Here is a 24,549-nt window from a genome sequence, read left to right on the forward strand (position 1 = left end):
AAGCGCAGCGCCTATTGCGCGCCGGGAATCCAGGGCGGTGGCGGCGTGTCCTGACCGGCAACATTGTGCAGAAACATCGCCGTGAAGCCGGGGATACGGTTTACCAGCGGCAATAGGAGGGAGCGCAGCCCTGTGAGGGCCGGATTTTTCAGGGTGATGAAGGTGGTGTTGCGCCGGGTATCCTTAATGACGGTTTTGATCGCCGGCATTCGGAGCTTTGAATAGTCCTGCTCCCGCCCTTCCGATATTAGAAAGGCAAGCCAGCAGGCGTCTTCGATACCGAGATTCATGCCGCGCGCGCCGGCCGGCGAATGCACGTGGGCGGCATCTCCGGCCAGAAATACATGGCCACGGCTCATGGTCTCGACATGGCGGAAGCTGATGTGGAATTCCGAAACCCAGGTTCGCTCCGACACCATGGCCGGATGGTCGATACGAGTTTCGAAATCCTCGACCGTCGAAAGATAGCGCAGCGTATCCTCACTCACCGGCAGCCGGCCAAGCACACCGGGATTGAGGAAGTTCAACTCGATGAAGCTGGTATCGACCGGCTGCGTGTAGCGGTAGTCGGCGAGGAAAAAGCGGCTCTCGATGGCATTGCCCGGGAAGGCAAACCCAAAGGCCTTGCGCACGACGGAATGGGCTCCATCGGCACCAACCAGCATATCCGGCTCGACCGTCTCCGTCCGGCCATCGCAATGCTGAAGCGTGACGACGGGCTTCGTCACGTCGCCGGACAGCGAGGAGATCTCCGTCAACCATTCAGGAGCGATGCCGAAGGCCGACAGCTTTTGCTGCAGCAGCCGTTCCGTTTCGCCCTGTGGCAGAATCTGGATCGGGCAATAGCGGCTGCGGAAGGTCTCCGTCTCGACCGTCAGCAGCGGTTTTCCGGCGGCCAGTATCTTGAACTTGGTCAGGCGCCGGGCTTTTGCCAGGATCATCGCGCTGACGCCCGAGGGTTCCAGAAGCGTCAGCGTTCTGGCATTGACGCCGAGCGCCCGGCTTTCGTTGATGGGGGTCGGCTCGGCTGCCTTCGCCACGAGGCGGGATTTAAAACCCCGCCGCGCCAGTTCAAGCGCCAAGGTAAGCCCCGTTGGTCCGGCTCCGGCGATCAGAATGGACTTTCCGCTGCGTTCACCCATCCGACCCTCACGACGATCATTTATGTCTTGAGCAGGTTTTCCAGTTTCTTGACTGCCGTATCCGGATTTTCGCCATAGGCGATCGTACCGGTGAACTTGCCCTCGGAATCGAGCAGGAACACCGACGCAGTATGATCCATCGTGTAGTCGCCGTCAGGTTTCTTTTCGTCCAGCGGGACTTTCTTGGCGTAGACGCGGAACCCCTTGACCATGTCCAGAACCTTTTCCGGCGGGCCGGAAATGCCTGTGATGCGCTTGGAGACGTTGGAGACGTACTGGCCAAGCACCTCCGGCGTATCGCGCTCGGGATCGACGCTGATGAAATAGGCCTGCAGCTTCGTGCCGTCCGGATCGACCTTTTCCAGCCAGCCGTTCAGCTCAAACAGGGTGGTCGGGCAGACTTCCGGGCAATGGGTGAAGCCGAAGAACAGGGCCGTCGGCTTGCCAGTGAAAGCGGCCTGCGTGATCGGCTTGCCGGTCTGCGAAACCAGTTCGAAGGGAACGCCGAAGGGACCGGCAGCGATCTGATCCTTGCCTGTCGTCATTTCGTAGCTGATCCAGCCGAGTGCGGCTGCGACGACGGCAACGGCCGCCCAAAGAACGATGCGAAGTGTTTTCATGAGATGTCCGCTCAAAATCTGCCAAGTATTGCTGTTCAGATAGCGGTTTGGCCCGGACGTTGCAAAACATTCACGCCAACAGCGTCAAAATGCGGCAGGTTTCGTCAGAAGCACCACGACATGCCGTTTTCAGCCATCGTCAGCAGCATTTCAGGCCCCTGGACGACCCACCCGAGAAAAGCGGCAAGAGACAGAAGAAGGAGGACACCACCAATGGCAGTGATCATCAGGGTCGGCGGCTGTTTTCCGGCTTCGTTGTTCATGTGGCGATGATATCCTGCCAGCTTCGACATTGAAAGCCGTTTCGCCGGGGATGCCAATGCGGCGGCAGAGCTTTCCAATACGACAATTGGATGATCATTTTAGCAAAAGTTTAATTTCTGTTTGCCATGTTCTGGTTGCGTGAAGGGGGCTGGTGGGAGCCTTAGCCCTCGTTGTCCGTGCCGAAAGCATCGGGTTTCGCCGAAAACTGGGAAGAATTCTGATCATGTCAAATGCAATCAAGCAGTCCGGCGCCTATCTGGAAATCGTTTCCTTTCATCTCGGCGATCAGGAATTCTGCATCGACATCATGGCCATCCGCGAAATCCGCGGCTGGGCGCCGGTGACGCCGATGCCGCATACGCCGCCCTATGTGCTGGGCCTGATCAATCTGCGTGGCGCGGTGATCCCGGTCATCGACATGGCCTGCCGCCTCGGCATGAAGATGACGGAGCCGTCGGAGCGTTCGGCGATCATCGTCACCGATATCGCCGGCAAGCTGGTCGGCCTTCTGGTCGAGCAGGTTTCCGACATGATGACAATCAAGAGCGAGGCTCTGCAGCCGGCGCCGGAGATCATCCCGGAAGCGCAGCGCGCCTTCTGCCGCGGCATCGTCGCCCTGGAAAAGACCATGGTCTGCTTCCTCAATCTCGATACCGTCATTGCCGACGAGCTGGCGCAGGCCGCTTAAGCCGTCATTTGCAAAAAAATGGCAAACACCGTGCGGGAAACCGGGCGGTGTGTTCCCGCATTCGGACGACAGCGCCGCGTGTCGTTCATGACGTGCAAAGGGCGCTGTAGCACTTTAAATTTGCAGCATAATTTTTTCCTCAAATCGATTCCGGTTTCAGGAATTATGCAGTAGATTGATCGTGCGGAAGCCTCGTTTTTCCGCCGCTCCGGGACTATCGTGAATGCGAGATCAAGCCGCCGGACTCTACCCGAATTTGCCGCAGGAATGATGGGAGACCGCCCGTGAAATGCCTCCTGCTTGTCGATATCCAGAACGGCTTCTGCTCCGGCGGAAACCTTGCCGTGCCGAACGGTGAGGATATCGTGCCGGTCGTCAATCGGTTGATCGCAGAAGGCAAGTACGATCTCGTCGTCGCCTCGAAGGACTGGCATCCTGCCGATCACGGCAGCTTTGCCTCCCAGCATCCGGGCAGCAAGCCTTTCGAGATGGGGACTTTGAAAGGCGCGCCTCAGATGCTTTGGCCGGATCATTGTGTCCAGGATACCCACGATGCCGAGTTCCATCCCGGTCTCAACGTGGCAGGCATCGACCACGTGCAGCGCAAGGGCGAAAACCGAGACGTCGACAGCTATTCCGCCTTTCGCGACAATGATCAGTCCGCGCTGACGGGGCTTTCGGGCTACCTCAAGCGGGCAGGGATCGGTACGCTCGATATTTGCGGCCTTGCGACCGATTATTGCGTCAAGGCTTCGGCGCTCGACGCCAAGCAGATGCTGCCTGACGTCGCCGTCCGGTTCATCGCTGATGCAAGCCGGGGCATCGATGCCGCCGGCGTCAAGGCTGCGATTGAGGAGATGACCGCCGCCGGCGTTCGCATCATCGCATCCAAGGATGTTTTCGCGGCGGCATAAGCGGCTGTCTTCGATGCGGCTATTTCGGTGCGCCGTTCGTCCATGTCACAGGCTGTTCGAACAGCGGAATAGTCGAGATCGACATCTTGGCGGAACCGTCGGTCAATTCGCGCGAATGGGCAAGATAGATCAGCGTGTTGTTTTTCTTGTCATAGATGCGGGTAACCACGAGTTTCTTCCAGATCAGGGAAAGCCCCTCGCGGAACACTTCCTCGCCGTCCCGGCCAAGCTCGATATCGCCGATCGTCACAGGTCCGGTCTGGCGGCAGGAAATCGAATTGTTCGACGGATCTTCGAACCAGTTGCCGTTCTTCAGGCGGTCGATGACGCTGCGGTCGAAATAGGTGACATGGCAGGTGACACCGGCGACTTTGGGATCGCTGACGGCATCGATGGTGATGTCGTTGCCAAGCCAATCGACGCCGACTTCCCCCACCGTTTCTGCCTTGGCGGAAAAACCGGCAAGGCTTGCGGCAAGAAGAGCGCAGGCGCTGATGAAGCGGATGGGAAACGGCATTGTTGGCTCTCCGGATGCAGCAAGTTTAAAGCGCTACAGCGACTTCGCGCGTCATGAGTAACGCGCGGCGCTGTGTGCCCAACTCACATAGGAAGGGCGGCCGGCAATGCAAGCGGCGAGCCCGAAAGTCAGCCCATGCTGGACAGGGGTTGTGCCTGTGAGTGCACCGGGCCGACGGCGGCGCGCATCTGCGCTGCAGCACCCGCAAGGGCGCGGGCGCTGGCAAGGGATGCGGCATGAAAGCTTCCGGCGATGCTGAGCCTGTCACGCCCCAGCGCCTTGGCCTCATAGAGTGCCACGTCCGCCTGTACCATGGCGTCTGTCAGCGACCCGCCCGCATCGACCATGGCGACGCCGATGCTCACCGTCAGTCCGATATCCCCGCCCATATTCGCCCTGGCGGGCGTTGTTCTGACCGCAGTGCAGATCATCTCGGCGATCTCCGTCACTTCCAACCGGCCGGCGCCGGTAAGAGCGATGCCGAATTCCTCTCCGCCCAGCCGTCCGAAAATGCCGCGGCCGGCCAGCGTTTCGCGAACGGTCTGTGTGAAGTGCACGAGGGCTGCATCGCCACCGGCATGGCCGTGCTGATCGTTGATCTGCTTGAACCGGTCCAGATCAAGCAGCATGAACGCCGTCTGCTGACCGGATACAGCAGCTGTCGAAAACATCTGCTCGAATGCCGTCATGAAGGCGCGGCGCGACAGGGCGCCCGTCAGATCGTCATGCGCGATCATGTGGCGCAGACTGGCGATCATCCATCCATGCAGCATCAGGATGATGCCCAGAAAGAACAATGGCATGATCAATAAAAGCGCTGCCAGGAAGGCCGCCGTCCAGATCGGTGGTTCGAGGGCGCTGCCAGCCGTGTCGAAACCGGTGCTAGCCGACACGACCCGCAGCGCATGAAGGACCGCGACCAGGAAAGCCAAGACGCAGCAAAACAGCATGTAGGGGGTGATTGCCCGCTCCCTTGGCCAATGGCGCACGATGGTCGCGCTGATCAGGAAACAGATCAGGCTTGAAAGCCCGGCGCTGACCGAGATGCGCGCCGGCGGATTGTCAGCGGCGTAGCTGAAGAATACCAGCGCCGTGGCGACACCGGCAAGGGTGATGCCAATCGGCCATGCCCCAAGCGGCCTGCGGCCGAGGATTTGCTTGAAGCCTCTCAGTATCAAGAGGCCGGCAGCGACCATCAGCGTTCCGCCGACAATCGTATGAAACCACGCCGGCACGACACCTGCCGCCATCGCGACCGATGCTGCGAGCGTCGTCACAAGGCAAGCGGCGCAAAAGCTGGCGACACCCGGAACGCCGGTCTTGCGCAGGGACAAGAGCACGGGAAACATGACCATAAGGGAAATGACTGCAATGGCGGAAAGAAAGCTCATGGGCGGGTATTCCTGCCAAGTGGCGCTCAAAAAAAATTGGTCCGTTCATGCGGATAAGGCCGAATTCGTAATCTCGGCGATTTAATTTTTTCAGCCGAAATTCGCTGCAATTTTAGCCAATCTGGCGACCTCTGCACAATTTCCACGGGTATCTGCGCAAGGGTTGGCCAAGCGCGGCTGCCACCGGTGAAAACGGGGGAAAATCCGGCCGGCGCTTGCCGGTCAGCGGGTGTTCGTTGACGATATCCGGGGCCGCGGCAGAGCCGTCGGGCGACAGGCCGATGTCGAGAAAAAAAACACGGATCATATAAGTGTCTCCTTATTCTCGCCAAAAATTAAGGCTCTGAGACCGGACGCAAATGCAGTTTTTTGAGCTTCAGGTTCAACACAAGCGTTGATGCGCCGGTGTTTCAGGGGGCTTGCCAGACCACGATGTCCTGGGCGGGAAGGGTGCCTTCTTCGCTTTTTTGCCTGCGGCAGGTGCCGCTCCTTCTATGCCCACCATGCTCCCTGATATTTCTTGGGGCCCGTGTAAAGGAATTGGTTACCATACTTTGTCATTCTTTTGATCGACCGGCAGGCCCCGGCAAGCGCGCTTTATCGCGCATCGCGGGCTTTGGACCGGCCTCGGCGGCAATGTGTCTTGTTGCTCTCCGATTGAGTAATGCGTTTCGGGTAACGAGTATCATGGCGTTTGCAGCAGAAAAATGCAGTCACCCAGCATCTTCAGGCAGGGAGGGCGCGCGGGCCAGGCCATCGTCGCGGTTGCTTGCCGGCGCCACCGTTGTCGGCATTGCCGCCTCCGTCTGGATGATTGCGACCTTCGCGGCGATGCAGGGCATGGGGTCTTCGCTGCCGTCCAGCAAAGGGCCACGGCTGGAGGCTTCGCTGGGGCTCAACCCGATCGTGCACTCGGCCCCGCAGCAGCGCGTCGTGCGCCTTTCCAAATTTTCGCGGCTCACCGTTCTGCCGCGCATGAACCTTCTGGCTCGCGCCGCGCCGCAAAAGAGCCTGGCTGCGATCGCCATGGTCAAGCCTGCCGTGGATTTTGCCGAAAAGACGCAGGTGCTGGCACTTGCGAACGCGGCTGCAGCCAGGGGCGACGCCGTCATCACCGGCTCGACACCGGTGACGGCCAATGCGCTCGTCGAGACCGTTTCTCTGAAGGAGCAGGGCCTTGGCAAGCCATTCAACCTGGTCATGCCGGAACCGGCATCGTCGCTGAACGGCATGCTGCCCGATCTCGGGCCGCTGCCGCAGGCAAAGCCGCGAAGCCTTGCTGAGGCTGCCGGCAAACCTGGCGACAAGCCCGAAAAGCCGGCCGCCAAGGAACTCGCTTACGCCAAGCCCGATTTTCCCATGGACGACGACAACGAGGTTCGCCCGACTTTCCGCGGCAAGAAGGGCGTTGCCTACTACGATATCTCCGCCGGCGTGGTCTACATGCCGAATGGCGAGAAGCTGGAGGCGCATTCCGGCATCGGCAAGATGCGCGACAATCCGGCCTATGTTCATGTGAAGATGAAAGGTCCGACACCGCCCGGCACCTACAAGGTGACGATGCGGGAATCGCTTTTTCACGGTGTTGCCGCCGTGCGCCTGACACCGGTCAATGGCGTCGCGCCGCATGGCCGCGACGGCCTGCTCGCCCACAGCTATCTGCTCAGGAACCGTGGCGATAGCCATGGCTGTGTTGCCTTCGAGGAATATCCGCGCTTCCTGAAAGCCTTCAAGCGCGGCGAAATCAGCCAGATGGTCATCGTCAACAGCATGAAGGGCTTTTCCGCGCCCAAGCGCACCTTCGCATCGCTGTTTTCCAAGGGCGCTTAACAGGGCGCGCTTGACAGGCGCGCGCGCAAACAGGTTCGCTTCGATCACGTGATTGGATGCTGTCCCGGCTGGCCGGGACGCTGAAGAGTTTGGCTCTTTCCCGGTCGCATTTCCTCATTTGCAAGCATCTCACCGGGCGAACGCAAGAGTTCCGCTCGCCGGCGCCTTGCATCGGCGAACTGTTGCTGATGAACCAGGAGACAGTATACTTAATTATGTGCTAATATGCCGGTAATGGGAGGGGGCTATGTTAACTCCTTATCGGTTGAGTGTCGTTGCGTGCGGTTTTCTGGTCTACGGCACACTGCCGTTGAGTGCGGCCGAGTCGATCGGCAAGGCAGTCGAGATCAAGACTGCGGTAACGGGGATGCGAGGTGACCTGTCGATCAACGACCCGGTCTTTCAGGATGAGCGGATACGAACGTCCAAATCCGGCCTTGGCCAGTTTATCTTTCGAGATGGTACCAAGCTCGCCGTTGGATGGGGATCATCCGTGGTTGTCGATAAATTTGTCTTCGACGGCTCCAATTCGGTGAAAAAGCTGACGATCAAGGCGGCAAAGGGCACTTTCCGCTGGGTCAGCGGCAATTCCCGGCACACCGCCTATGAAATTTTGACACCGGCCGGAACGATTGGCGTGCGCGGAACCGCATTCGATTTCTATATCGGCGGTGACGGCACGACGGCCGTGGTGCTGCTCGGCGGCTCGGCCAATTTTTGCGGTGCGGGCGGTTGCCGGGAGCTGACACGGCGCTGCGATTCCGTAGTTGCCAAACGCAGCGGTGCGGTGACCGATGTCCGTAGGGTCGATCGCGGCATCTTCAATACGCTCGGCAATGCAAAGGCGCTGCCCTTCCTGTCGGGCAATCAGAAGCTTTCGGCGAGCGGCGGTTACGGTGGTTGCGGACTTGCCAGAGCGATCAAGGTCAAGCCCGACGAGATCACTCCTCGTCTTCCCAAGCCGCTGCGCGCGCCGATCAAGACGCCGGTCAAGCCCGGCAAGGACCCCAAGCCCGATGATAAACCGCACGAGGACCCCGGAAGATATAAGGATCATCCCGACAGACCGGACGGGCATCATGACAAACCCGACGGATCGCATGGCGATCGCGGCAACCACGATAGACCGCAGGGCGATCCCGGCAAGCATGACGGACAGTCCCATAACGACACAGGCGGTGGCCAGGGCGATAATGACAACCGCAACCAGGGGAACGACAACTAATACCAAGTCTCTCTCATCGGGACTTGGTATTGGGACGCGGGTCGTGCTTTAACCGGGGATTGAACCCGCGCCTAGGCGGAATCCGGGACCTGACGTCCGTCACTCGGCCGGCACGTCATCTTTCTTTGCCGTGACGTGCGAAAAATGTTCTGTCCTGCGCGAGATGCGGCGATAGAAATCGGTCAAGTTGACGGGCAGCCCAGCGGCCTTCAATTTTGCCGCCCGCAGAAGTTTTCGCGTAGCCGCCGATCGGGATGCCAAGGCGTCGATCATCTGAGCGTGGATGGCTTTCAGGTCGCGAAATTCTGACGAGAGGGCGAGCCGTTCATCGCCGACGACGGCGAAGGTCCGGGTCCGGGTGCTTTTGCCTTTGAGGGGCAATGCGCCCGCTTCGAGCAAGGCATATCGTGACGCGAGGTTGGCGGTACTCTCCGACACGAGGATGTCGAAACTGACGTCCTTGCAGGCGGACTCTATGCGCGCGGTAACATTGACTGTGTCGCCCACGGCGGAATAGTTGAAATGCGTCTCGGCACCCATGTTGCCGACGCAGGCGAGCCCGGTATGGATACCGATGCCGATGCCGACGGTATGGGCAGGGCCAAAGCCGAAGGCGTCTTCCGCGTTGAGGCGAGCAAGGGTTTCCCGCATCGCCAGTGCGGCATGGACGGCCTTGGCGGGATGATCGCCGACATCGACCGGTGCATTCCAGAAAGCCATGATCGAATCGCCGATGAACTTGTCGAGCGTGCCTTCGTTGGCGATGACGTGGCGGCTCAGCGCGTCGAGAAACGTGTTGAGGAACCCGACGACGGCGGCCGGCGTCAACCGCTCGCTGAGCTCCGTGAAATTCCTGACATCGACGAACATGACCGTCAATTCCCGATCGTCGCCGCCCAAACGCAATGCGCCCTGGGTATGCTCGATACGGTAGAGCAGCGATGGGGAAAGGTAATGACCGAAGGCAAGCCGAACCTCCCGGCGCTCCCGGTCAATCACCAGGAAGCGGAATGCAGTTGCGGCGAAATGCGTGATGGAGCCGCTGACGATCGGCGCCAGCGGGTCCAGGAGAAGCCCGCCATAGTGGAAGGCGAACCAGGAGGCGGCAAGGGCAAGTGCGGTGATCAAAAGGCCACAGGCCAGCGCGACCGCCGGGCTGACGAATGTGGTCAGGATGACCAGCAGGAATCCCGTCACCGCGATGGACAGGATTTCAAGCCCGTCAGCCCAATCTGGCCGCGACAGAAATTGCCCGGACAGGATCTGCTCGACGATCTGGGCCTGAAGCGAAACGCCGGGAACGTTCTCTCCCAGGGCTGTCGTGCGAATGTCCTGAAGGCCGGCGGCCGATGTTCCGATGAAGACAATACTGCCCTGGATGGCTGCGCTTGTTTCGGGCGAGGGACCCTTTTCGTCCAGTATATTCCGTGCCGAAATGTATCTGTCCGCGCTGTCGGGGGTGACATAGAGCCAGAGTTCTCCAGCCGACGTCACCGGGACGACGAACTCACCGATCTTGATCATCGTAATCGTGTCGGGCACGTCGGGTGCATCGGCCAGAATATAGGTCGATGCCCCTTGCGCCACGCGCAATGCTTCCAGTGCCAGATTGGGATAGAGCTGGTCGCCGTCGCTGAGTAACAGCGGCACGGTTCGCACCACGGCCGACGGATCCCCGGGATTGAGACTGATATGTCCAAGGCCGGCGGCGGCGGCCTCGAACTGGGGCCGAAGCGGCGTCGCGCTGTGAATGCGGGGCGGTGCGTGGAAAGGCGGTTCGCCCGTGAAGGCAAAACCGGCCTTCATTTCCGGTCGAAAGTTTCCCTCGTTTGAAAGCGCAAAGCCCAATATGACGGACCTGTCGGTCATCGACTGCGCGAAGATTTCGTCGTTGTCCGGCAAGTGCTCAAGCAGCGCCGGATCGATACCTGCGACATCGCGAACGACCGTGCGCGGCGAAAGGCGGTCCGGTTCCGAGAAGAGGACGTCGAATGCAATCGCTGATGCGCCCATCTGCGAGAGCCTGTCCACCAGTCTGGCGATCCGATCCCTCGGCCACGGCCACTGGCCGAGCTCACGAAGCGATGCTTCGTCTATATCGACCACACGGACCGGCACGTCCTGAAATGGACGCGGCGCCAGGCGTTGATATTCATCGAACGCCACTTCGCGGGCCTGCCTCATCAGCTGCGGATCGCTTGCCCGCAGGATCGTAAGGGCCGTGACGATCACCAGACCGACAATAACGCCAACTTGCTGCGCACGCGTCATGACTATGCCATCCGCCCCCGAGTCAGCTGAGCCTAACACAAGCAATGACAATGGGGAAAACAGGCGTACCTGACACCGGATGCGCCTGCTTCCGATACAGAGACAGGAGCCGCCTGGACCAGAGGTGTCTGAAGGTTAGGGAATTGCCACCGGAAGCACCGTGCTTTAATCCCATCCATACTCTTTGGAGGCGGCTTGAATGCGAATCAATGCAATCACGAATTGGGCCTACGGCGTTACGGTCGTCCTGACCGTGCTTTCGGGCGGTGCGTTTATCCTTTCGGCCAATAGTGCCGATCAGGAGCGCCTCGCAGTTGAAGAGCATCTCGTGTTCGATACGCTTGCGGAGGAGCTCGCACTTGGAGCCGAAGAGCGAAGCGACGAAGCCCGTCTGTATGTGATGCGCGGTGATGAACGCCATCTGCAAGCATTCCATGGCAGGGAGAGCGAGGAGCGCCGCCGCGAGGCGGCCATCAAGGACGCCCGTGCGCAGGGCGCCTCGCCGGCGGAACTGGCAGCGCTTGCAGAGGTTGAGCAGGACGCCGAGGCGCTGGACAAGATCGAGATTGCCGCAGTCGATATCTATCGCGGCGGCGATCGGGCAACAGCGCAGCAAACCCTCTTTGGTCCTGAACATGAACGCCTCCAGACAGATTTGCTGGACAGTGTCGGGCGATTTCGCGCTCTGGCCAATGAAAGGACGAGTACTGCGCTCAACGACGCACGCTTGAGAAGCGATTGGTTTGGTCTTGTCGCCAAGACAATGCTGGCGTTGACCGCTGCGCTTTTTCTCGGTGTTCTCTATTTCGTTCTCAAGCGGCGCATTGCCATGCCGCTGACGCGCATGACCGGCATCGTGACGCGGCTGGCAAGGCAAGACTACGCCGTGGAAGTGCCGCTCGACCGCCGGCGCGATGAAATTGGCGAGATGAACGAAGCCATCCATATTTTCCGAGCCAGCGGTCTCGAGCGCGACCGGCTGGATGCGGAGCGCCGGCTCGACCAGCAGACCAAGGATCTGATCCTGCAGATGATGCACCGGCTGCAGGCCTGCCAGACGCAGAGCGAACTGGCCGATGTCGTGGCGCGGTTCGCACCGCAGATATTCCCCAATCTTGCCGGCCACCTCTATGTCCTGAACGAAAGCCGGACATCGCTGTCGACTGTCGGAAGCTGGCTCGATCCGCATCAATCGGCGGCATCCTTTGCGTCCAGCACCTGCTGGGGGTTGCGCCGCGGTCGGCCGCATCTGAGCAATCGCGGCCAAGGTGATATTGCCTGCCAGCATCTTGGCGAAAGCGACGTTGCCGGTCTCTGCGTGCCCCTGACGGCGCAGGGAGATACGATTGGGCTCCTTTATTTCGAGGAGCGATCCGATGCGACGGTGCAGGTGGAAACCTCGCGTCTCTATCTCGAATTGATTGCCGAGAATATCGGCCTGGCCGTCGCCAATCTGCAATTGCGCGAGAAGCTGACCCTGCTTGCTGTCCGCGACGCGCTGACGGGATTGTTCAACCGGCGTTGCCTGGATGAGGCTCTCAACCGGCAGGCGCGCGATGAAGCGGCAAATCCGCTGGTCTGCTTGATGATCGACATCGATCATTTCAAACGCTTCAACGATGAATTCGGCCATGATGCAGGCGATGTGGTGATGCAATATGTTGCCCAGATCATCATCGACACGGTGGCGGAGGCCGGCAGCGCCTATCGCTTTGGCGGCGAGGAGTTCGCGGTGCTTCTGCCGGGAATAACCGAGGCGGCCGGTTTCGCCTTCGCTGAACAGCTGAGGACCAGGATCAGCACGGCACCCCTGTCGCATCGCGGCCGGATCCTTGGCTCGGTGGCGGTCTCCATCGGCGTGGCATCGTCTCCTGCTGGCGGAACCGTGCCGACATTGCTGACGCGGGCCGACGCCGCACTCTTGAACGCCAAGGCCGGCGGGCGAAACATGACGGTATCGGCGTCGAAGCTGATCTTGAGCGAGGCGCGGGACCGGGCTTGAATTCCGGTGATCTGGCCTGCGGTAGCGGGCCTTTTCGATCTGAACCTTGCGGCTAAAAACCGGCGAAACGCTGAAGCGTTCGCCTGTAAAAGCAAAAACACTTTCAAAAAAAACGCGTACAGTCAAAAATCACCGGCCCGCTATGGTTTCATGACATGCATTCGGGAGAAATGCATGGAAGCATGAACGAATTCTGGGAGGAGCGGTTTTGCTGCAGAGGAATCTGGAAACGGCGCAGGGTATCAGGCCGGAAGATGAACGGCTGGGTGCAGGTGCAACAGTGGTCTATGGTCTGCAGCACGTGCTGACCATGTATGGCGGCATCGTCGCCGTGCCACTGATCGTCGGCCAGGCCGCGGGACTTTCGCCAGCCGAGATCGGGCTTTTGATTACCGCCTCGCTGTTCGCAGGCGGCCTTGCAACGCTTCTGCAGACGATCGGGCTGCCGTTCTTCGGCTGCCAGTTGCCGCTGGTCCAGGGCGTTTCCTTCGCCAGTGTCGCGACGATCGTTGCGATCTTGAGCGGTGGCGGCGAGGCGGGCGGGCTGCCTGCGGTATTGGGCGCCGTCATGGTGGCGTCGCTGGTCGGCTTGCTGATCACGCCGGTCCTGTCGCGAATTACAAAATTCTTTCCGCCGCTGGTCAATGGCATCGTCATCACCACGATCGGGATGACGCTGATGCCGGTGGCGGCCAACTGGGCGATGGGCGGCAACCGCAATGCGCCTGATTTCGGCAGCGTGTCCAATATCGGCCTTGCGGCACTGACGCTTGTTGTCGTGCTTTTGCTGAGCAAGGTCGGCAATGCCTCGATTTCCAGGCTTTCCATCCTGCTTGCGATGATCATCGGAACGATGGCCGCCGCGGTCTTCGGCATGGCAGATTTTTCCAGAGTTGGCGCGGGGCCCTTTGTCGCCCTGCCGTCGCTGTTTCACTTCGGTTTGCCGGTGTTTCATCTGGCCGCAATTATCTCGATGTTGATCGTCGTGATGGTCATCCTCGTCGAGACCTCGGCCGATATTCTCGCGGTCGGTGAAATCATCGAGACGAAGGTGGATTCCAAGCGGCTCGGCAACGGCTTGCGCGCCGACATGCTGTCGAGCCTGATCGCACCGGTGTTCGGCTCGTTCACACAGAGCGCCTTTGCCCAGAATGTCGGGCTGGTGGCGGTGACGGGGGTGAAGAGCCGGTATGTCGTGGCGGCAGGCGGCCTCATCCTGGTGACGCTCGGGCTTTTGCCGGTGATGGGACGGGTGATTGCGGCCATTCCGCCGTCTGTTCTCGGCGGCGCCGGCATCGTTCTGTTCGGCACGGTGGCCGCAAGCGGCATCCGGTCGCTGTCCAAGGTCGATTACAACAACAACATGAACCTGATCATCGTCGCGACCTCGCTCGGCTTCGGGATGATCCCGATTGCTGCGCCGCAGTTCTACCATCAGTTCCCGGCCTGGTTCGAGACGATCTTCCATTCCGGCATCTCGTCCTCGGCGATCATGGCCATTTCGCTCAACCTGTTGTTCAATCACTTCAGGACGGGCAATTCGGACCAGCAGTCGGTGTTTGTGGCGGGAACGGAGCGCAGCCTGCGCTACCAGGACATTTCCGAATTGCACGACGGCGATTATTTCCAGGGTGGCAAGATCTATGACGCCAAGGGCAATGAGGTGCCGATTGTTGCCCAGCCGGGGCGGGCGCACGGGCACTAAATGGGTCCGTATACCTATCGCTGCGCATAAGGGGAAGGGCGTGGTTTTGGACCACACCCGCCGACGTGGATCCTCGGGTCAAGCCCGAGGATGACGGAGTGGAGGATTGGCTGCGGAATGCCTGGCTACGGAATGCTTGGCTCCGGGATGTTTGTTAGCCTGGTGCCCTGTGGAAGTGGTTCTCCGATCTTTCTCGGTCAGTCCCCGAGGTCGTCATCCTCGGGCTTGACCCGAGGATCCACTCCCAAGCATCATCACGGCCATGGCGGGCTATGTTTACATCGTCGCAAACCACAAGCGAGGAACGCTTTACATCGGCGTGACTTCCGATCTGGAGCGCCGCATTTTTGAACATCGCGAAGGCACGACCCCTGGCTTCACCGCCAAATATGGTTGCAAACAACTCGTCTGGTACGAAGAGCATCTATCGATCGGCACGGCGATCCAACGCGAAAAATCGCTCAAGCGGTGGTATCGGCAGTGGAAGATCGAATTGATCGAGGCGATGAACCCGGTCTGGCGGGATCTCTATTACGAGCTTTGGTAGGCTTGGGAGTGGATCCTCGGGTCAAGCCCGAGGATGACGGAGGGGAGGGATGCGCGGTTTAAAGTGGGACACCTCCAGTTTCTGGGTGTCTTGCGACTTTGCTGACCCCAAAAGGTCGTCATCCTCGGGCTTGACCCGAGGATCCACTCCCAGGCCGACCCGTTCCTCACACCCTTTCCACAAACCCGTCCAGCACCCGCTTCTGCCCCGCCCGGTCGAAATCGATCGTCAGCTTGTTCCCCTCGATCCCGGCAATGTTGCCGTTGCCGAACTTGATGTGAAACACCCGGTCGCCGACAGCGAATTTCGAGGGTTCGTCGATCTTGGACTTGGCGATCAGTTCGCCGTCGATGGTGCGGGCCTTGGGGCCTGACTCGCCGTAGCCGATGCGGTCGATGGAAACGCCGGAACGGTTGCCCCAGTTGTCGCGGGTGGCGTCGGTCTTGTTGGCCTGGGCGCGTTTCCAGCCCGGGGTGGAATAGGTATTGGCGAAGGGTTCCTGCTTGTCGAAGCGGGATTGGCCGTAGCCGCCGCGATTATAGCCGCCATAGGACTGTTCGGCTTCCGAGACCTCGACATGGGCGGTCGGCAGCTCGTCGAGGAAGCGCGAGGGCAGGGTCGATTGCCACAGGCCATGAATGCGGCGGTTGGAGACGAACCAGATGTGGCAGCGGCGTTTTGCACGCGTCAGCCCGACATAGGCGAGGCGGCGCTCTTCCTCAAGACCCGAGCGGCCGCCTTCGTMGAGCGCGCGTTGATGTGGAAACAGGCCTTCCTCCCAGCCGGGCAGGAAGACGGTTTCGAATTCGAGACCCTTGGCCGAATGCAGCGTCATGATCGAGACGGCGTCGAGCTCGGCATTCTGCTCGACATCCATCACCAGCGCGATGTGTTCGAGGAAACCGCGCATGCTCTCGAACGCTTCCATCGAGCGGATCAGTTCCTTCAGGTTTTCCAGCCGTCCGGGGGCTTCGGCCGATTTGTCGTTCTTCCACATGTCCGTATAGCCGGACTCTTCGAGGATAATTTCGGCAAGCTCGGTATGCGGTGTGGTTTCAAGCAGGCCCTGCCAGCGCTGGAACATGGTGACGACGTCGAACAGCGACTTGCGGGGCTTGGCCTTCATCTCGTCGGTTTCGATGATATCGGCAGAGGCCGCCAGCATCGGGATGTCGCGCTTGCGGGCATAGTCGTGCAGGGCACGCACTGTGGTATCACCGAGGCCGCGCTTGGGGGTATTGACGATGCGCTCGAAGGCCAAATCGTCGGCCGGCTGGCAGACGAGGCGGAAATAGGCGAGCGCATCGCGGATTTCGAGACGCTCGTAAAAGCGCGGGCCGCCGATGACGCGGTAATTCAAGCCGAGCGTGACGAAACGGTCTTCGAACTCGCGCATCTGGAAGGAGGCGCGCACCAGGATCGCCATGTTGTTGAGCGGGTGCTTGGTGCGCTGGAGCTGTTCGATCTCCTCGCCGACGGCGCGGGCTTCTTCCTCCGAATCCCAGGCGGCGTGCACCTGCACCTTGTCGTCGTTGGGGTCGATGCGGTCGGTGAACAACGTCTTGCCGAGGCGGCCTTCATTATGGGCGATGAGATGGCCGGCCGCACCGAGAATGTGCTCGGTGGAGCGGTAGTTGCGCTCAAGCTTGATCACCTTGGCGCCGGGAAAATCTTTCTCGAAGCGCAGGATGTTGTCGACCTCGGCGCCACGCCAGCCGTAGATCGACTGGTCGTCGTCGCCGACGCAGCAGACGTTCTGCGGCACGCCCTTCGGCCGCTGCGCCAAGAGTCTCAGCCACATGTACTGGGCGGTGTTGGTGTCCTGATATTCGTCGACGAGAATATAGCGGAACTTGTCGTGATACTCGCGCAGCACATCCGGATTGGTGCGGAACATGCGGATCGGATGCAGCAGGAGATCGCCGAAATCGCAGGCATTCAGCGTCATCAGCCGGGCCTGATAGGCGGCATAGAGTTCGCGGCCCTTGCCGTTGGCAAACGAGCGGGCGTCACCTTCGGGGATATCGGCGGGGCCAAGCCCCTTGTTCTTCCAGCCGTCGATCATCTGGGCGAACTGCTTGGCCGGCCAGCGCTTGTCGTCGATGCCATCGGCCTGGATCAGCTGCTTGACCAGGCGCACGACATCATCGGTATCGAGAATGGTGAACGAGGATTTCAGGCCAACCAGTTCGGCATGGCGGCGCAGAAGCTTGACGCCGATCGAGTGGAACGTGCCCATCCACGGCATGCCTTCGACGGCGCCGCCGACGAGAACGCCGACGCGCTCCTTCATCTCGCGGGCCGCCTTGTTGGTGAAGGTGACGGCGAGGATTTGTGAGGGAAAGGCGCGGCCGGAGGCAAGGATGTGGGCAATGCGGGTGGTGAGCACGCGGGTCTTGCCGGTGCCGGCGCCGGCCAGCACCAGAACCGGGCCGTCGAGCGTTTCCACCGCTTCGCGCTGTTCCGGGTTGAGGCCGGAGAGATAGTCGGGCGCGCGGTGCTGGTCGCGGGCTGCCATGGCGCGCGCGGCGATGCCGCCGATAGGCGCAGGCGGGGCCGGCTGCGGGCTCACGCCACGCTGCGGGCGCGGCGCCGGTTCCTCGTCGAAGAAGGGGATATCGTCAAATCCATTGCTCATGCGGCTCAATGTAGTGATTCGGAGCCGAAAGGCCAGAATTCCGTTCTGCTTTTATTCCATAAAGTCCAGCTTCTTTGTGGAGACAACCGTTTTTCCGCCGCGATCAGGGCCGATCATCGGCATTGAAGACGGGATCGACGGGGAGCTGCAGGGCCGTCGCCAGCTGGTTGGTCTTGGCGGCAAGCGCAATGACGCGCAAGAGATCGGCGTGCTGCTCTGACGTCATGCCCTTGGCTTTGGCGGCCGCCGTATGCGAATGGGCGCAGTAGCCGCAGCCATTGGTGACGGAAACGGCGATGTAGAGCATTTCCTTGACGAGAGGATCGAGCGCCGACGGCGTTGCCATCACGGATTTCACCTCCGCCCAGGTCGTTTCGAGCAGGTCGGCGTCGAAGGCGAGATAGTGCCACATGTTGTTGATGAAATCGGATTTGCGGGTGGCGCGGATATCGTCGAAGACGGTTTTCACGCGCGGATTGGTCTCCGGGTCCTGATGTCTGGCGATGGTGCTCATGGGGTCCTCCAATCGCCTGAAGGTAGGGCCGCGAAGGCGTCGTGTCGAGCACCCGTGAGGGCTCAAGGAGCCGAAAAAAGCTTTTGTTACAATTGCGTAATGATGGCATTCTGGCATTGCCTGCAATGCAGCAAAAAGGGATAGTTGCCGGCAATGACGGGTTTCGCGCGCCACCCTGGCCGAAACACGCCTTCATCAATTTGGAGTTTTGCATGCGGCTTTGGAAGCAGCTTCTGATCTGCCTGGTCATTCTCGTCGTCGGCCTTGGCGTCTGGGTTCGCTTCGTGCCGGGTGCCGGTGCGATGCTGGCAAAGGCCGGCGTGCCTCAGCAGCTGCTGGCCTATGCCGCAAAACCGGCGGATGGCGCCAAACAGGGCGAGGGGCAGGGCCAGGGCGGCCAGAACCAGGGCGGGCGTGGCCAGGGCGGCGGTGCACCGCTGGTCGTTACGCAACCGGCCGATACCGCCGTCGTCAACGACCGGCTGAATGCCATTGGCAATGGCGAGGCGATCCTTTCGGTCAGCGTTACGCCGCTTGCGACCGGCAATCTGACGGAAATTCTGGTGAAGTCCGGCGACCTCATCGAAAAAGGGCAGATCATCGCCCGTCTGGACAGCGACGAGCAGAAGATTGCCGCTGCCCAGGCGAAAGTCGCCGTTGACAGCGCCCGTGAAAAGGTCGAGCGCAATCGCAGGCTCGGCAATGCCGTGTCGGTCGCAATCCTGCGCGAAGCCGAATTTGCCATGCAGGCGGCCGAACTGGCACTGCAGACCGCGGAACTGGACCTGAAGCGCCGCGATATCGCCGCCCCCTCCGGCGGTATTGTCGGCATCATCACTGCCCATCCCGGCGACTATGTCACCACGTCGACGCCGATCGCCGTGGTCGATGACCGCTCGCAGATTCTCGTCGATTTCTGGGTGCCGGAGCGGTTTTCCACCAAGGTCACGGTTGGCCAGGATATCTCCGCCACGGCAATTGCGCTGCCAACCTCTGAGCTTTCGGGCGTCATCGACGCCGTCGACAACCGTGTCGATCAGGCGAGCCGCACACTCAGGGTACGGGCGCGGATCGACAATCCCGACGATACGCTGCGGGCCGGCATGTCGTTTTCCGTTTCCGTGCGGTTTCCTGGCGATCACTATCCGACGGTCAATCCGCTGGCGATCCAGTGGAGCGCCGATGGCTCCTTCGTCTGGCGTGTCGAGGCGGAAAAATCGCAGAAGGTTCCGGTCAAGATCATCCAGCGTAATTCCGACAAGGTGCTGGTTGACGCACAGCTTGCCAAGGGCGACGCCGTGGTGATCGAAGGCCTGCAAAGATTGCGCGACGGCGGCACGGTTCGTCTCGTCGGCGAGCAGCGACAGCTGAAACAGGAGCCGCAGCCGGGCGGCGCTGAGCAGAAGGTCTCCGAGGCGGAGGCCAAGAAATGAGCGGCGGCTCCGAGCACACGGGCCCTGGCCGCACAGCCGGTTTTACGGCGCTTTTCATCCGCCGGCCGATTCTCGCGCTGGTGGTCAATACGCTGATCATCGTCGCCGGTCTCGCCGCGTTGAACGGCATCGAGATCCGTGAGCTGCCGCAGGTCGACCAGCTCGTCGTTTCCGTCAACACGACCTTCGATGGCGCTTCGCCGGAAACGGTGGACCGCGAACTGACCTCGGTGATCGAGGGAGCGGTGTCGCGGGTGCAGGGCATCAAGGATATCTCCTCGACCTCGCAATATGCCCAAAGCCGCGTCACGCTGCAGTTTTCCGATACGACCGATATCGGCCAGGCATCCAACGATATTCGCGATGCGCTCGGGCGCGTCACCAATCAGTTGCCCGACGATGCCGACGAACCGCGCATCGTGAAAGCCGATGCCGACAGCCAGCCGATCATGCGGCTGGCGCTGACGTCGGATACGCTGTCGATGGAAGACCTGACGCTGCTGGCGGAAAACGAGATCACCGACCGGCTGGCCGCCGTCGAGGGCGTCGCCGACGTGCAGATCAACGGCGACCAGGAAAAGATATTCCGCATCGACATCAACCAATCGAAGCTTGCCAGCCGCGGCCTGACAGTTGCCAATCTGCGCGCCGGACTTGCCAGCGCATCGATGGACGTGCCGGCGGGCTCGCTGACCAGCGCCAACCAGGACATTTCGGTGCGCGCCACCGCCGACCTGCAGACGCCGGAGCAGTTCGAAAACCTGATTCTTGGCGACAATGTGCGCCTTGGCGACATCGCTACCGTGACGCTCGGCCCGGATATCGGCACCTCGTCGTTGCGCTCGGACGGGCGTCAGGGCATCGGTCTTGGCATCATCCGGCAGGCGCAGTCCAATACGCTCGACATTTCTGAAGGTGTGAAAAAAGCTGTTGAGACCATCGCCGAAATCCTGCCGGAGGGAACGCAGCTCAAGGTTACCAGCGACGACGCGGTGTTCATCGAAGGCGCCATCCACGAGGTGGAAATCGCGCTGGCCGCTTCCGTGCTGATCGTCACCCTGGTCATCTACATGTTCCTGCTCGACTGGCGGGCGACACTCATCCCGACGCTGACCATGCCGATTGCGCTGGTCGGTACCTGCGCGGCGATCTATCTTGCCGGTTTCTCGATCAACATCCTGACGCTGCTGGCGATCGTTCTGGCGACGGGGCTTGTGGTCGACGACGCGATCGTGGTCCTGGAAAACATCGTGCGACGGCGTGGCGAGGGCATGGGGCCGCGTGCCGCCGCCGTGCTCGGCACGCTTGAAGTGTTCTTCGCCGTCATTGCGACAACGGCGACGCTTGCTGCCGTGTTCGTGCCTTTGTCGTTCCTGCCGGGCCAGACGGGCGGGCTGTTCCGCGAGTTCGGCTTCGTGCTGGCCTTCGCCATTCTCCTGTCCGCCTTCGTGTCGCTGACGCTGTGCCCGATGCTGGCGTCGCGCATGCTGAAACCCCATGGCGAAAATCACGGCCACACCGGCATCATGCGCCGGATCGGCGCTTTTGCCGCCGGGTTTTACCGGCGAACGCTGCGGGCCTGCCTCAATTCGCCATTGGTGGTCTTCACGGTCGCCATCATGGTGACGGCTGCCGGTGCCGGTGCCTTCACGCTGTTGAAATCGGAGCTGACGCCGACCGAGGATCGTTCGCGTATTATGGTCCGGATCCAGGCGCCGCAGGGCGTTTCGCTGGAATATACCCAGGCCCAGATGCGCCGCGTCGAGGATGGATTGAAGCCGCTGGTCGACAACGGCGAGATTGCCAATGTCTTTTCGGTTTCCGGTCAGGGCGGATCGGTCAATACCGGCTTCATGGTGCTGACGCTCGCCCCTTGGAGCGACCGCGACCGCACGCAGCAGCAGATCTCTGCCGATATCACCCGGATAACCGCGAATATTCCCTCGATCCGCGCCTTTCCGATCCAGCCGAACAGCCTTGGCATTCGTGGTGCCGGCAATGGCCTGCAGGTGGCGCTTGTTGGCAACGACTATGCCAAACTCGGCGATGCCGCCTCAAAGCTGGTGCGGCAGATGGAAGACAGCGGCCGCTTCGAGAACGTCCGCCTGAACTATGAGGCCAACCAGGCCCAGCTCTCGGTGACGATCGACCGCGAACGCGCGTCCGATCTCGGTATCGATATCGCCGGTCTGTCGGCAGCACTGCAGGCGATGCTCGACGGCAACAGCGTGCTCGATGTCTATGTCGAGGGCGAATCCTATCCCGTCAAGCTGTTGTCGACGACCAATCCGGTCAATGACCCGACCGACCTGCAGAATATTTTCCTGAAGACCGGCGACGGCAAGATTGTGCCGATGTCGACCATCGCTTCGGTCGAGGAAAAGGCTGTTGCGCCGCAATTGTCCCGGCAATCCCAGCTTCGCTCCGTTTCTCTGTCGGCGGGCCTGACCTCCGGTCTCGCACTGGGCGACGCTCTCACGATGGTGGAGCAGATGGCCGAACCGCTCTTGCCGCCCGGCTCGCGTGTCGTGCCGCTGGCCGAAGCTGCGACGCTGAACGAGAATGCCAATGGCCTCTTCGTCACCTTCGGCTTTGCCCTCGTCATCATCTTCCTGGTGCTGGCGGCGCAGTTTGAAAGCCTGATCAGCGGCCTGATCATCATGTCGACCGTGCCGCTGGGGCTTGCCTGCGCAGTGTTCGCGATGCTTTTGACCGGCAATACCCTCAATATCTACAGCCAGATCGGGCTGGTGCTGCTGGTCGGCATCATGGCCAAGAACGGCATCCTGATCGTCGAGTTCGCCAACCAGCTGCGTGATCGCGGCGAGGACCTGCGTTCGGCGATCGAGAACGCGGCGAATATCCGCCTTCGACCGGTGATGATGACGATGATCGCCACCATCACCGGCGCGGTACCGCTGGTGCTGGCGAGCGGTGCTGGCGCTGAGGCCCGCATTGCACTCGGCGGGGTGCTGGTCGGCGGTCTCGGGCTTGCAACCGTCGTCACGCTCTACCTGACGCCGGTCGCCTATCTGGTCATTGCGCGTTTCACCAAGCCGCATGTTGATGAGGAGCGGCGGTTGCAGCGCGAGATGCAGCATGCCGCGACGCTGCAGCTGGCGGAGGCTGCGGAATAGCTTTGGCGGCGACGGCGTTCGCGTTCGCCGCCGTCCGTTTTCCTCCCTCCCGAACCCATTCGCACAGTCTGTTCGCCCTGTGTCCGGACTGTCTCACTTTGTCGCAATTCTTTGCTAAACCCGTCGTGTAGCAGATGAGGTTCTGGACAAAGTGATTCCGATTTGCACAGTAGAGCGTTGAAATCTAAGAATTTCCGCGACGCTAGGCGGCGGTTCGGGGGAGGCATATGGCATTGAAGGCGATCAGGGCGGGCATCCGCAACGAAACCGGCATAGCAGCCGCTCTACGGCTGTTGGGCGAGCGGTTTGGCGATCGCTTCCAGACCGGCGAGGCTATCCGCGCCCAGCATGCGCATACGACCACCTATATTCCCGCACAGCTTCCCGACGGCGTCGTCTACCCGGATGACACCGCCGAGGTCGAGGCGATCGTCGCCATTGCCAGTGAACATGGCGTTCCGCTGATCGCTTTCGGCACCGGCTCGTCGCTGGAAGGCCATGTCAACGCACCGCATGGCGGCATCAGCGTCGATATGAGCCGCATGGACAAGGTGCTGGAGGTCAATGCCAGCGATTTCGACTGTACCGTCCAGCCGGGGATCACCCGGGAAGCGCTGAACATCTATCTGCGCGATACCGGCCTGTTTTTCCCGATTGACCCGGGCGCCAACGCCTCGATCGGCGGCATGGCCTCCACACGGGCTTCCGGCACCAATGCGGTGCGCTACGGCACGATGAAGGACAATGTGCTGGCGGTGACTGCGGTAACGGCGGGGGGCAAGGAAATCCGAACGGCCCACCGCGCCAAGAAATCATCGGCCGGCTACGATCTCACCCGTTTGTTCGTCGGGGCTGAAGGCACGCTTGGCATCCTGACGTCGATCACGCTTCGGCTGCAGGGCATTCCCGAACTGATCGCCGGTGGCGTTTGCTCGTTTCCATCGGTGGGCGACGCCTGCAACACGGTGATCCTGACCATCCAGTCGGGCATTCCGGTGGCGCGCATAGAATTGCTCGATGCCTTGCAGATGAAGGCGAGCAATGCCTATTCGGGGCTGACCTTTCCGGAAGCGCCGACGCTGTTTGTCGAGTTTCATGGAAGCGCGGAGAGCGTCGCGCTGCAATCGAAGCAGTTCGCCGAGATCGCCGCCGAATTCGGCGGTTCCGAATTCAAGTGGACTGCCAACACCGAAGAGCGGAACGCGCTGTGGAAGGCGCGGCACAACGCCTATTGGGCACAGAAGAGCCTGGCGCCGGGGCTGGCCATTCTGTCCACCGATGTCTGCGTGCCGATCTCGCGGCTTGCCGATTGCGTCGAGGCGACGCATGAGGATATTGCCGCGCACGGGCTGATCGCGCCGATCGTCGGTCACGCGGGAGACGGCAATTTCCATGTCGGGCTGTTGTTCGACGACAAGGACGATGCCGATATTGCCAAGGCGGAGGCCTTTGTCGCGCGGCTGAATGGCCGGGCGCTGGAGATGGATGGAACCTGCACCGGCGAACATGGCATCGGCCAGGGCAAGATGCCGTTTCTTCAAGACGAACTCGGTGATGCGCTCGATCTGATGCGGCAGGTGAAGCGGGCACTTGATCCCGGCAATATCTTCAATCCCGGCAAGATTTTTGCCATGTGAAAACGATGGGTGGGTGTTAAGGAGTGGTAGGCGCTAAGAGGCGCGTTATCGTCAGCGGTCGAATGGGATAGGAT

19 protein-coding genes are annotated in these 24,549 nt (G+C 60.9%); 10 read left to right on the top strand and 9 right to left on the bottom strand.

Annotated features, from left to right (window positions below):
• Window positions 1–11: 11 nt before the first annotated feature.
• From AC1D17_RS05510 to AC1D17_RS05520, 3 genes are all read right to left on the bottom strand, one after another.
• Window positions 12–1,142: an FAD-dependent oxidoreductase gene (locus tag AC1D17_RS05510; protein ID WP_477564410.1), complete on the bottom strand. Its 1,131-nt coding sequence runs from the start codon at window positions 1,140–1,142 to the stop codon at window positions 12–14.
• Between the two features lie 20 nt (window positions 1,143–1,162).
• On the bottom strand, window positions 1,163–1,762 hold the full coding sequence (locus tag AC1D17_RS05515) for an SCO family protein (protein WP_477564411.1): 600 nt from the start codon (window positions 1,760–1,762) through the stop codon (window positions 1,163–1,165).
• Between the two features lie 104 nt (window positions 1,763–1,866).
• Window positions 1,867–2,025 carry a hypothetical protein gene (locus tag AC1D17_RS05520; protein ID WP_477564412.1) on the bottom strand — a complete coding sequence of 53 codons (159 nt, stop codon included), beginning with the start codon at window positions 2,023–2,025 and terminating at the stop codon, window positions 1,867–1,869.
• Between the two features lie 224 nt (window positions 2,026–2,249).
• Here AC1D17_RS05520 and AC1D17_RS05525 point away from each other — a divergent pair, with 224 nt between their 5' ends.
• On the top strand, window positions 2,250–2,714 hold the full coding sequence (locus AC1D17_RS05525) for a chemotaxis protein CheW (RefSeq protein ID WP_037096270.1): 465 nt from the start codon (window positions 2,250–2,252) through the stop codon (window positions 2,712–2,714).
• Between the two features lie 284 nt (window positions 2,715–2,998).
• On the top strand, window positions 2,999–3,628 hold the full coding sequence (gene pncA, locus AC1D17_RS05530; protein WP_477564413.1) for a bifunctional nicotinamidase/pyrazinamidase: 630 nt from the start codon (window positions 2,999–3,001) through the stop codon (window positions 3,626–3,628).
• Window positions 3,629–3,647: 19 nt separating this feature from the next.
• Here pncA and AC1D17_RS05535 read toward each other — a convergent pair whose 3' ends face one another.
• From AC1D17_RS05535 to AC1D17_RS05545, 3 genes are all read right to left on the bottom strand, one after another.
• Window positions 3,648–4,145, bottom strand: a complete 498-nt coding sequence (locus AC1D17_RS05535) for a CreA family protein (RefSeq protein ID WP_477564414.1) — start codon at window positions 4,143–4,145, stop codon at window positions 3,648–3,650.
• Window positions 4,146–4,273: 128 nt separating this feature from the next.
• On the bottom strand, window positions 4,274–5,536 hold the full coding sequence (locus AC1D17_RS05540) for a GGDEF domain-containing protein (protein ID WP_477564415.1): 1,263 nt from the start codon (window positions 5,534–5,536) through the stop codon (window positions 4,274–4,276).
• Between the two features lie 112 nt (window positions 5,537–5,648).
• Window positions 5,649–5,843: a hypothetical protein gene (locus AC1D17_RS05545; RefSeq protein WP_477564416.1), complete on the bottom strand. Its 195-nt coding sequence runs from the start codon at window positions 5,841–5,843 to the stop codon at window positions 5,649–5,651.
• Window positions 5,844–6,223: 380 nt separating this feature from the next.
• Here AC1D17_RS05545 and AC1D17_RS05550 point away from each other — a divergent pair, with 380 nt between their 5' ends.
• Window positions 6,224–7,366, top strand: coding sequence for a DUF2778 domain-containing protein (locus AC1D17_RS05550; protein WP_477564417.1), 1,143 nt, complete (start codon window positions 6,224–6,226; stop codon window positions 7,364–7,366).
• Window positions 7,367–7,613: 247 nt separating this feature from the next.
• Complete coding sequence (locus AC1D17_RS05555; RefSeq protein ID WP_477564418.1) at window positions 7,614–8,591, top strand: FecR domain-containing protein; 978 nt, start codon at window positions 7,614–7,616, stop codon at window positions 8,589–8,591.
• 99 nt (window positions 8,592–8,690) lie between these two features.
• Here AC1D17_RS05555 and AC1D17_RS05560 read toward each other — a convergent pair whose 3' ends face one another.
• Window positions 8,691–10,862, bottom strand: a complete 2,172-nt coding sequence (locus AC1D17_RS05560; RefSeq protein ID WP_477564419.1) for a CHASE2 domain-containing protein — start codon at window positions 10,860–10,862, stop codon at window positions 8,691–8,693.
• A 199-nt stretch (window positions 10,863–11,061) separates the two neighbouring features.
• On the opposite strand from AC1D17_RS05560, the gene AC1D17_RS05565 reads away from it, so the two are divergent.
• From AC1D17_RS05565 to AC1D17_RS05575, 3 genes are all read left to right on the top strand, one after another.
• Window positions 11,062–12,864, top strand: coding sequence for a diguanylate cyclase (locus tag AC1D17_RS05565; protein WP_477564420.1), 1,803 nt, complete (start codon window positions 11,062–11,064; stop codon window positions 12,862–12,864).
• Between the two features lie 208 nt (window positions 12,865–13,072).
• On the top strand, window positions 13,073–14,569 hold the full coding sequence (locus AC1D17_RS05570; protein ID WP_477564421.1) for a nucleobase:cation symporter-2 family protein: 1,497 nt from the start codon (window positions 13,073–13,075) through the stop codon (window positions 14,567–14,569).
• A gap of 262 nt (window positions 14,570–14,831) precedes the next feature.
• A complete protein-coding gene (locus AC1D17_RS05575) occupies window positions 14,832–15,116 on the top strand; it encodes a GIY-YIG nuclease family protein (protein ID WP_477564422.1) in 285 nt (94 codons plus the stop codon).
• A gap of 166 nt (window positions 15,117–15,282) precedes the next feature.
• Here the strand turns inward: AC1D17_RS05575 and AC1D17_RS05580 are convergent, their stop codons facing one another.
• Window positions 15,283–17,754, bottom strand: a complete 2,472-nt coding sequence (locus AC1D17_RS05580; protein ID WP_477564423.1) for an ATP-dependent helicase — start codon at window positions 17,752–17,754, stop codon at window positions 15,283–15,285.
• Between the two features lie 103 nt (window positions 17,755–17,857).
• Window positions 17,858–18,268 (bottom strand): carboxymuconolactone decarboxylase family protein, encoded by a 411-nt coding sequence (locus AC1D17_RS05585; protein WP_477564424.1) that lies wholly within the window; start codon window positions 18,266–18,268, stop codon window positions 17,858–17,860.
• A gap of 212 nt (window positions 18,269–18,480) precedes the next feature.
• On the opposite strand from AC1D17_RS05585, the gene AC1D17_RS05590 reads away from it, so the two are divergent.
• The 3 genes from AC1D17_RS05590 to AC1D17_RS05600 all read left to right on the top strand — a co-directional run bounded on the left by AC1D17_RS05590 (window position 18,481) and on the right by AC1D17_RS05600 (window position 24,475).
• On the top strand, window positions 18,481–19,701 hold the full coding sequence (locus AC1D17_RS05590) for an efflux RND transporter periplasmic adaptor subunit (protein WP_477564425.1): 1,221 nt from the start codon (window positions 18,481–18,483) through the stop codon (window positions 19,699–19,701).
• Window positions 19,698–22,838 carry an efflux RND transporter permease subunit gene (locus AC1D17_RS05595; RefSeq protein ID WP_477564426.1) on the top strand — a complete coding sequence of 1,047 codons (3,141 nt, stop codon included), beginning with the start codon at window positions 19,698–19,700 and terminating at the stop codon, window positions 22,836–22,838. Before AC1D17_RS05590 ends, AC1D17_RS05595 begins: the two co-directional genes overlap by 4 nt.
• A 227-nt stretch (window positions 22,839–23,065) precedes the next feature.
• The gene (locus AC1D17_RS05600) at window positions 23,066–24,475 is read left to right on the top strand and encodes an FAD-binding oxidoreductase (RefSeq protein WP_477564427.1); all 1,410 of its coding nucleotides are present in this window, start codon (window positions 23,066–23,068) and stop codon (window positions 24,473–24,475) included.
• The last annotated feature ends 74 nt before the right edge of the window (window positions 24,476–24,549 follow it).

Source organism: Pararhizobium sp. P1_E7, assembly GCF_056405855.1.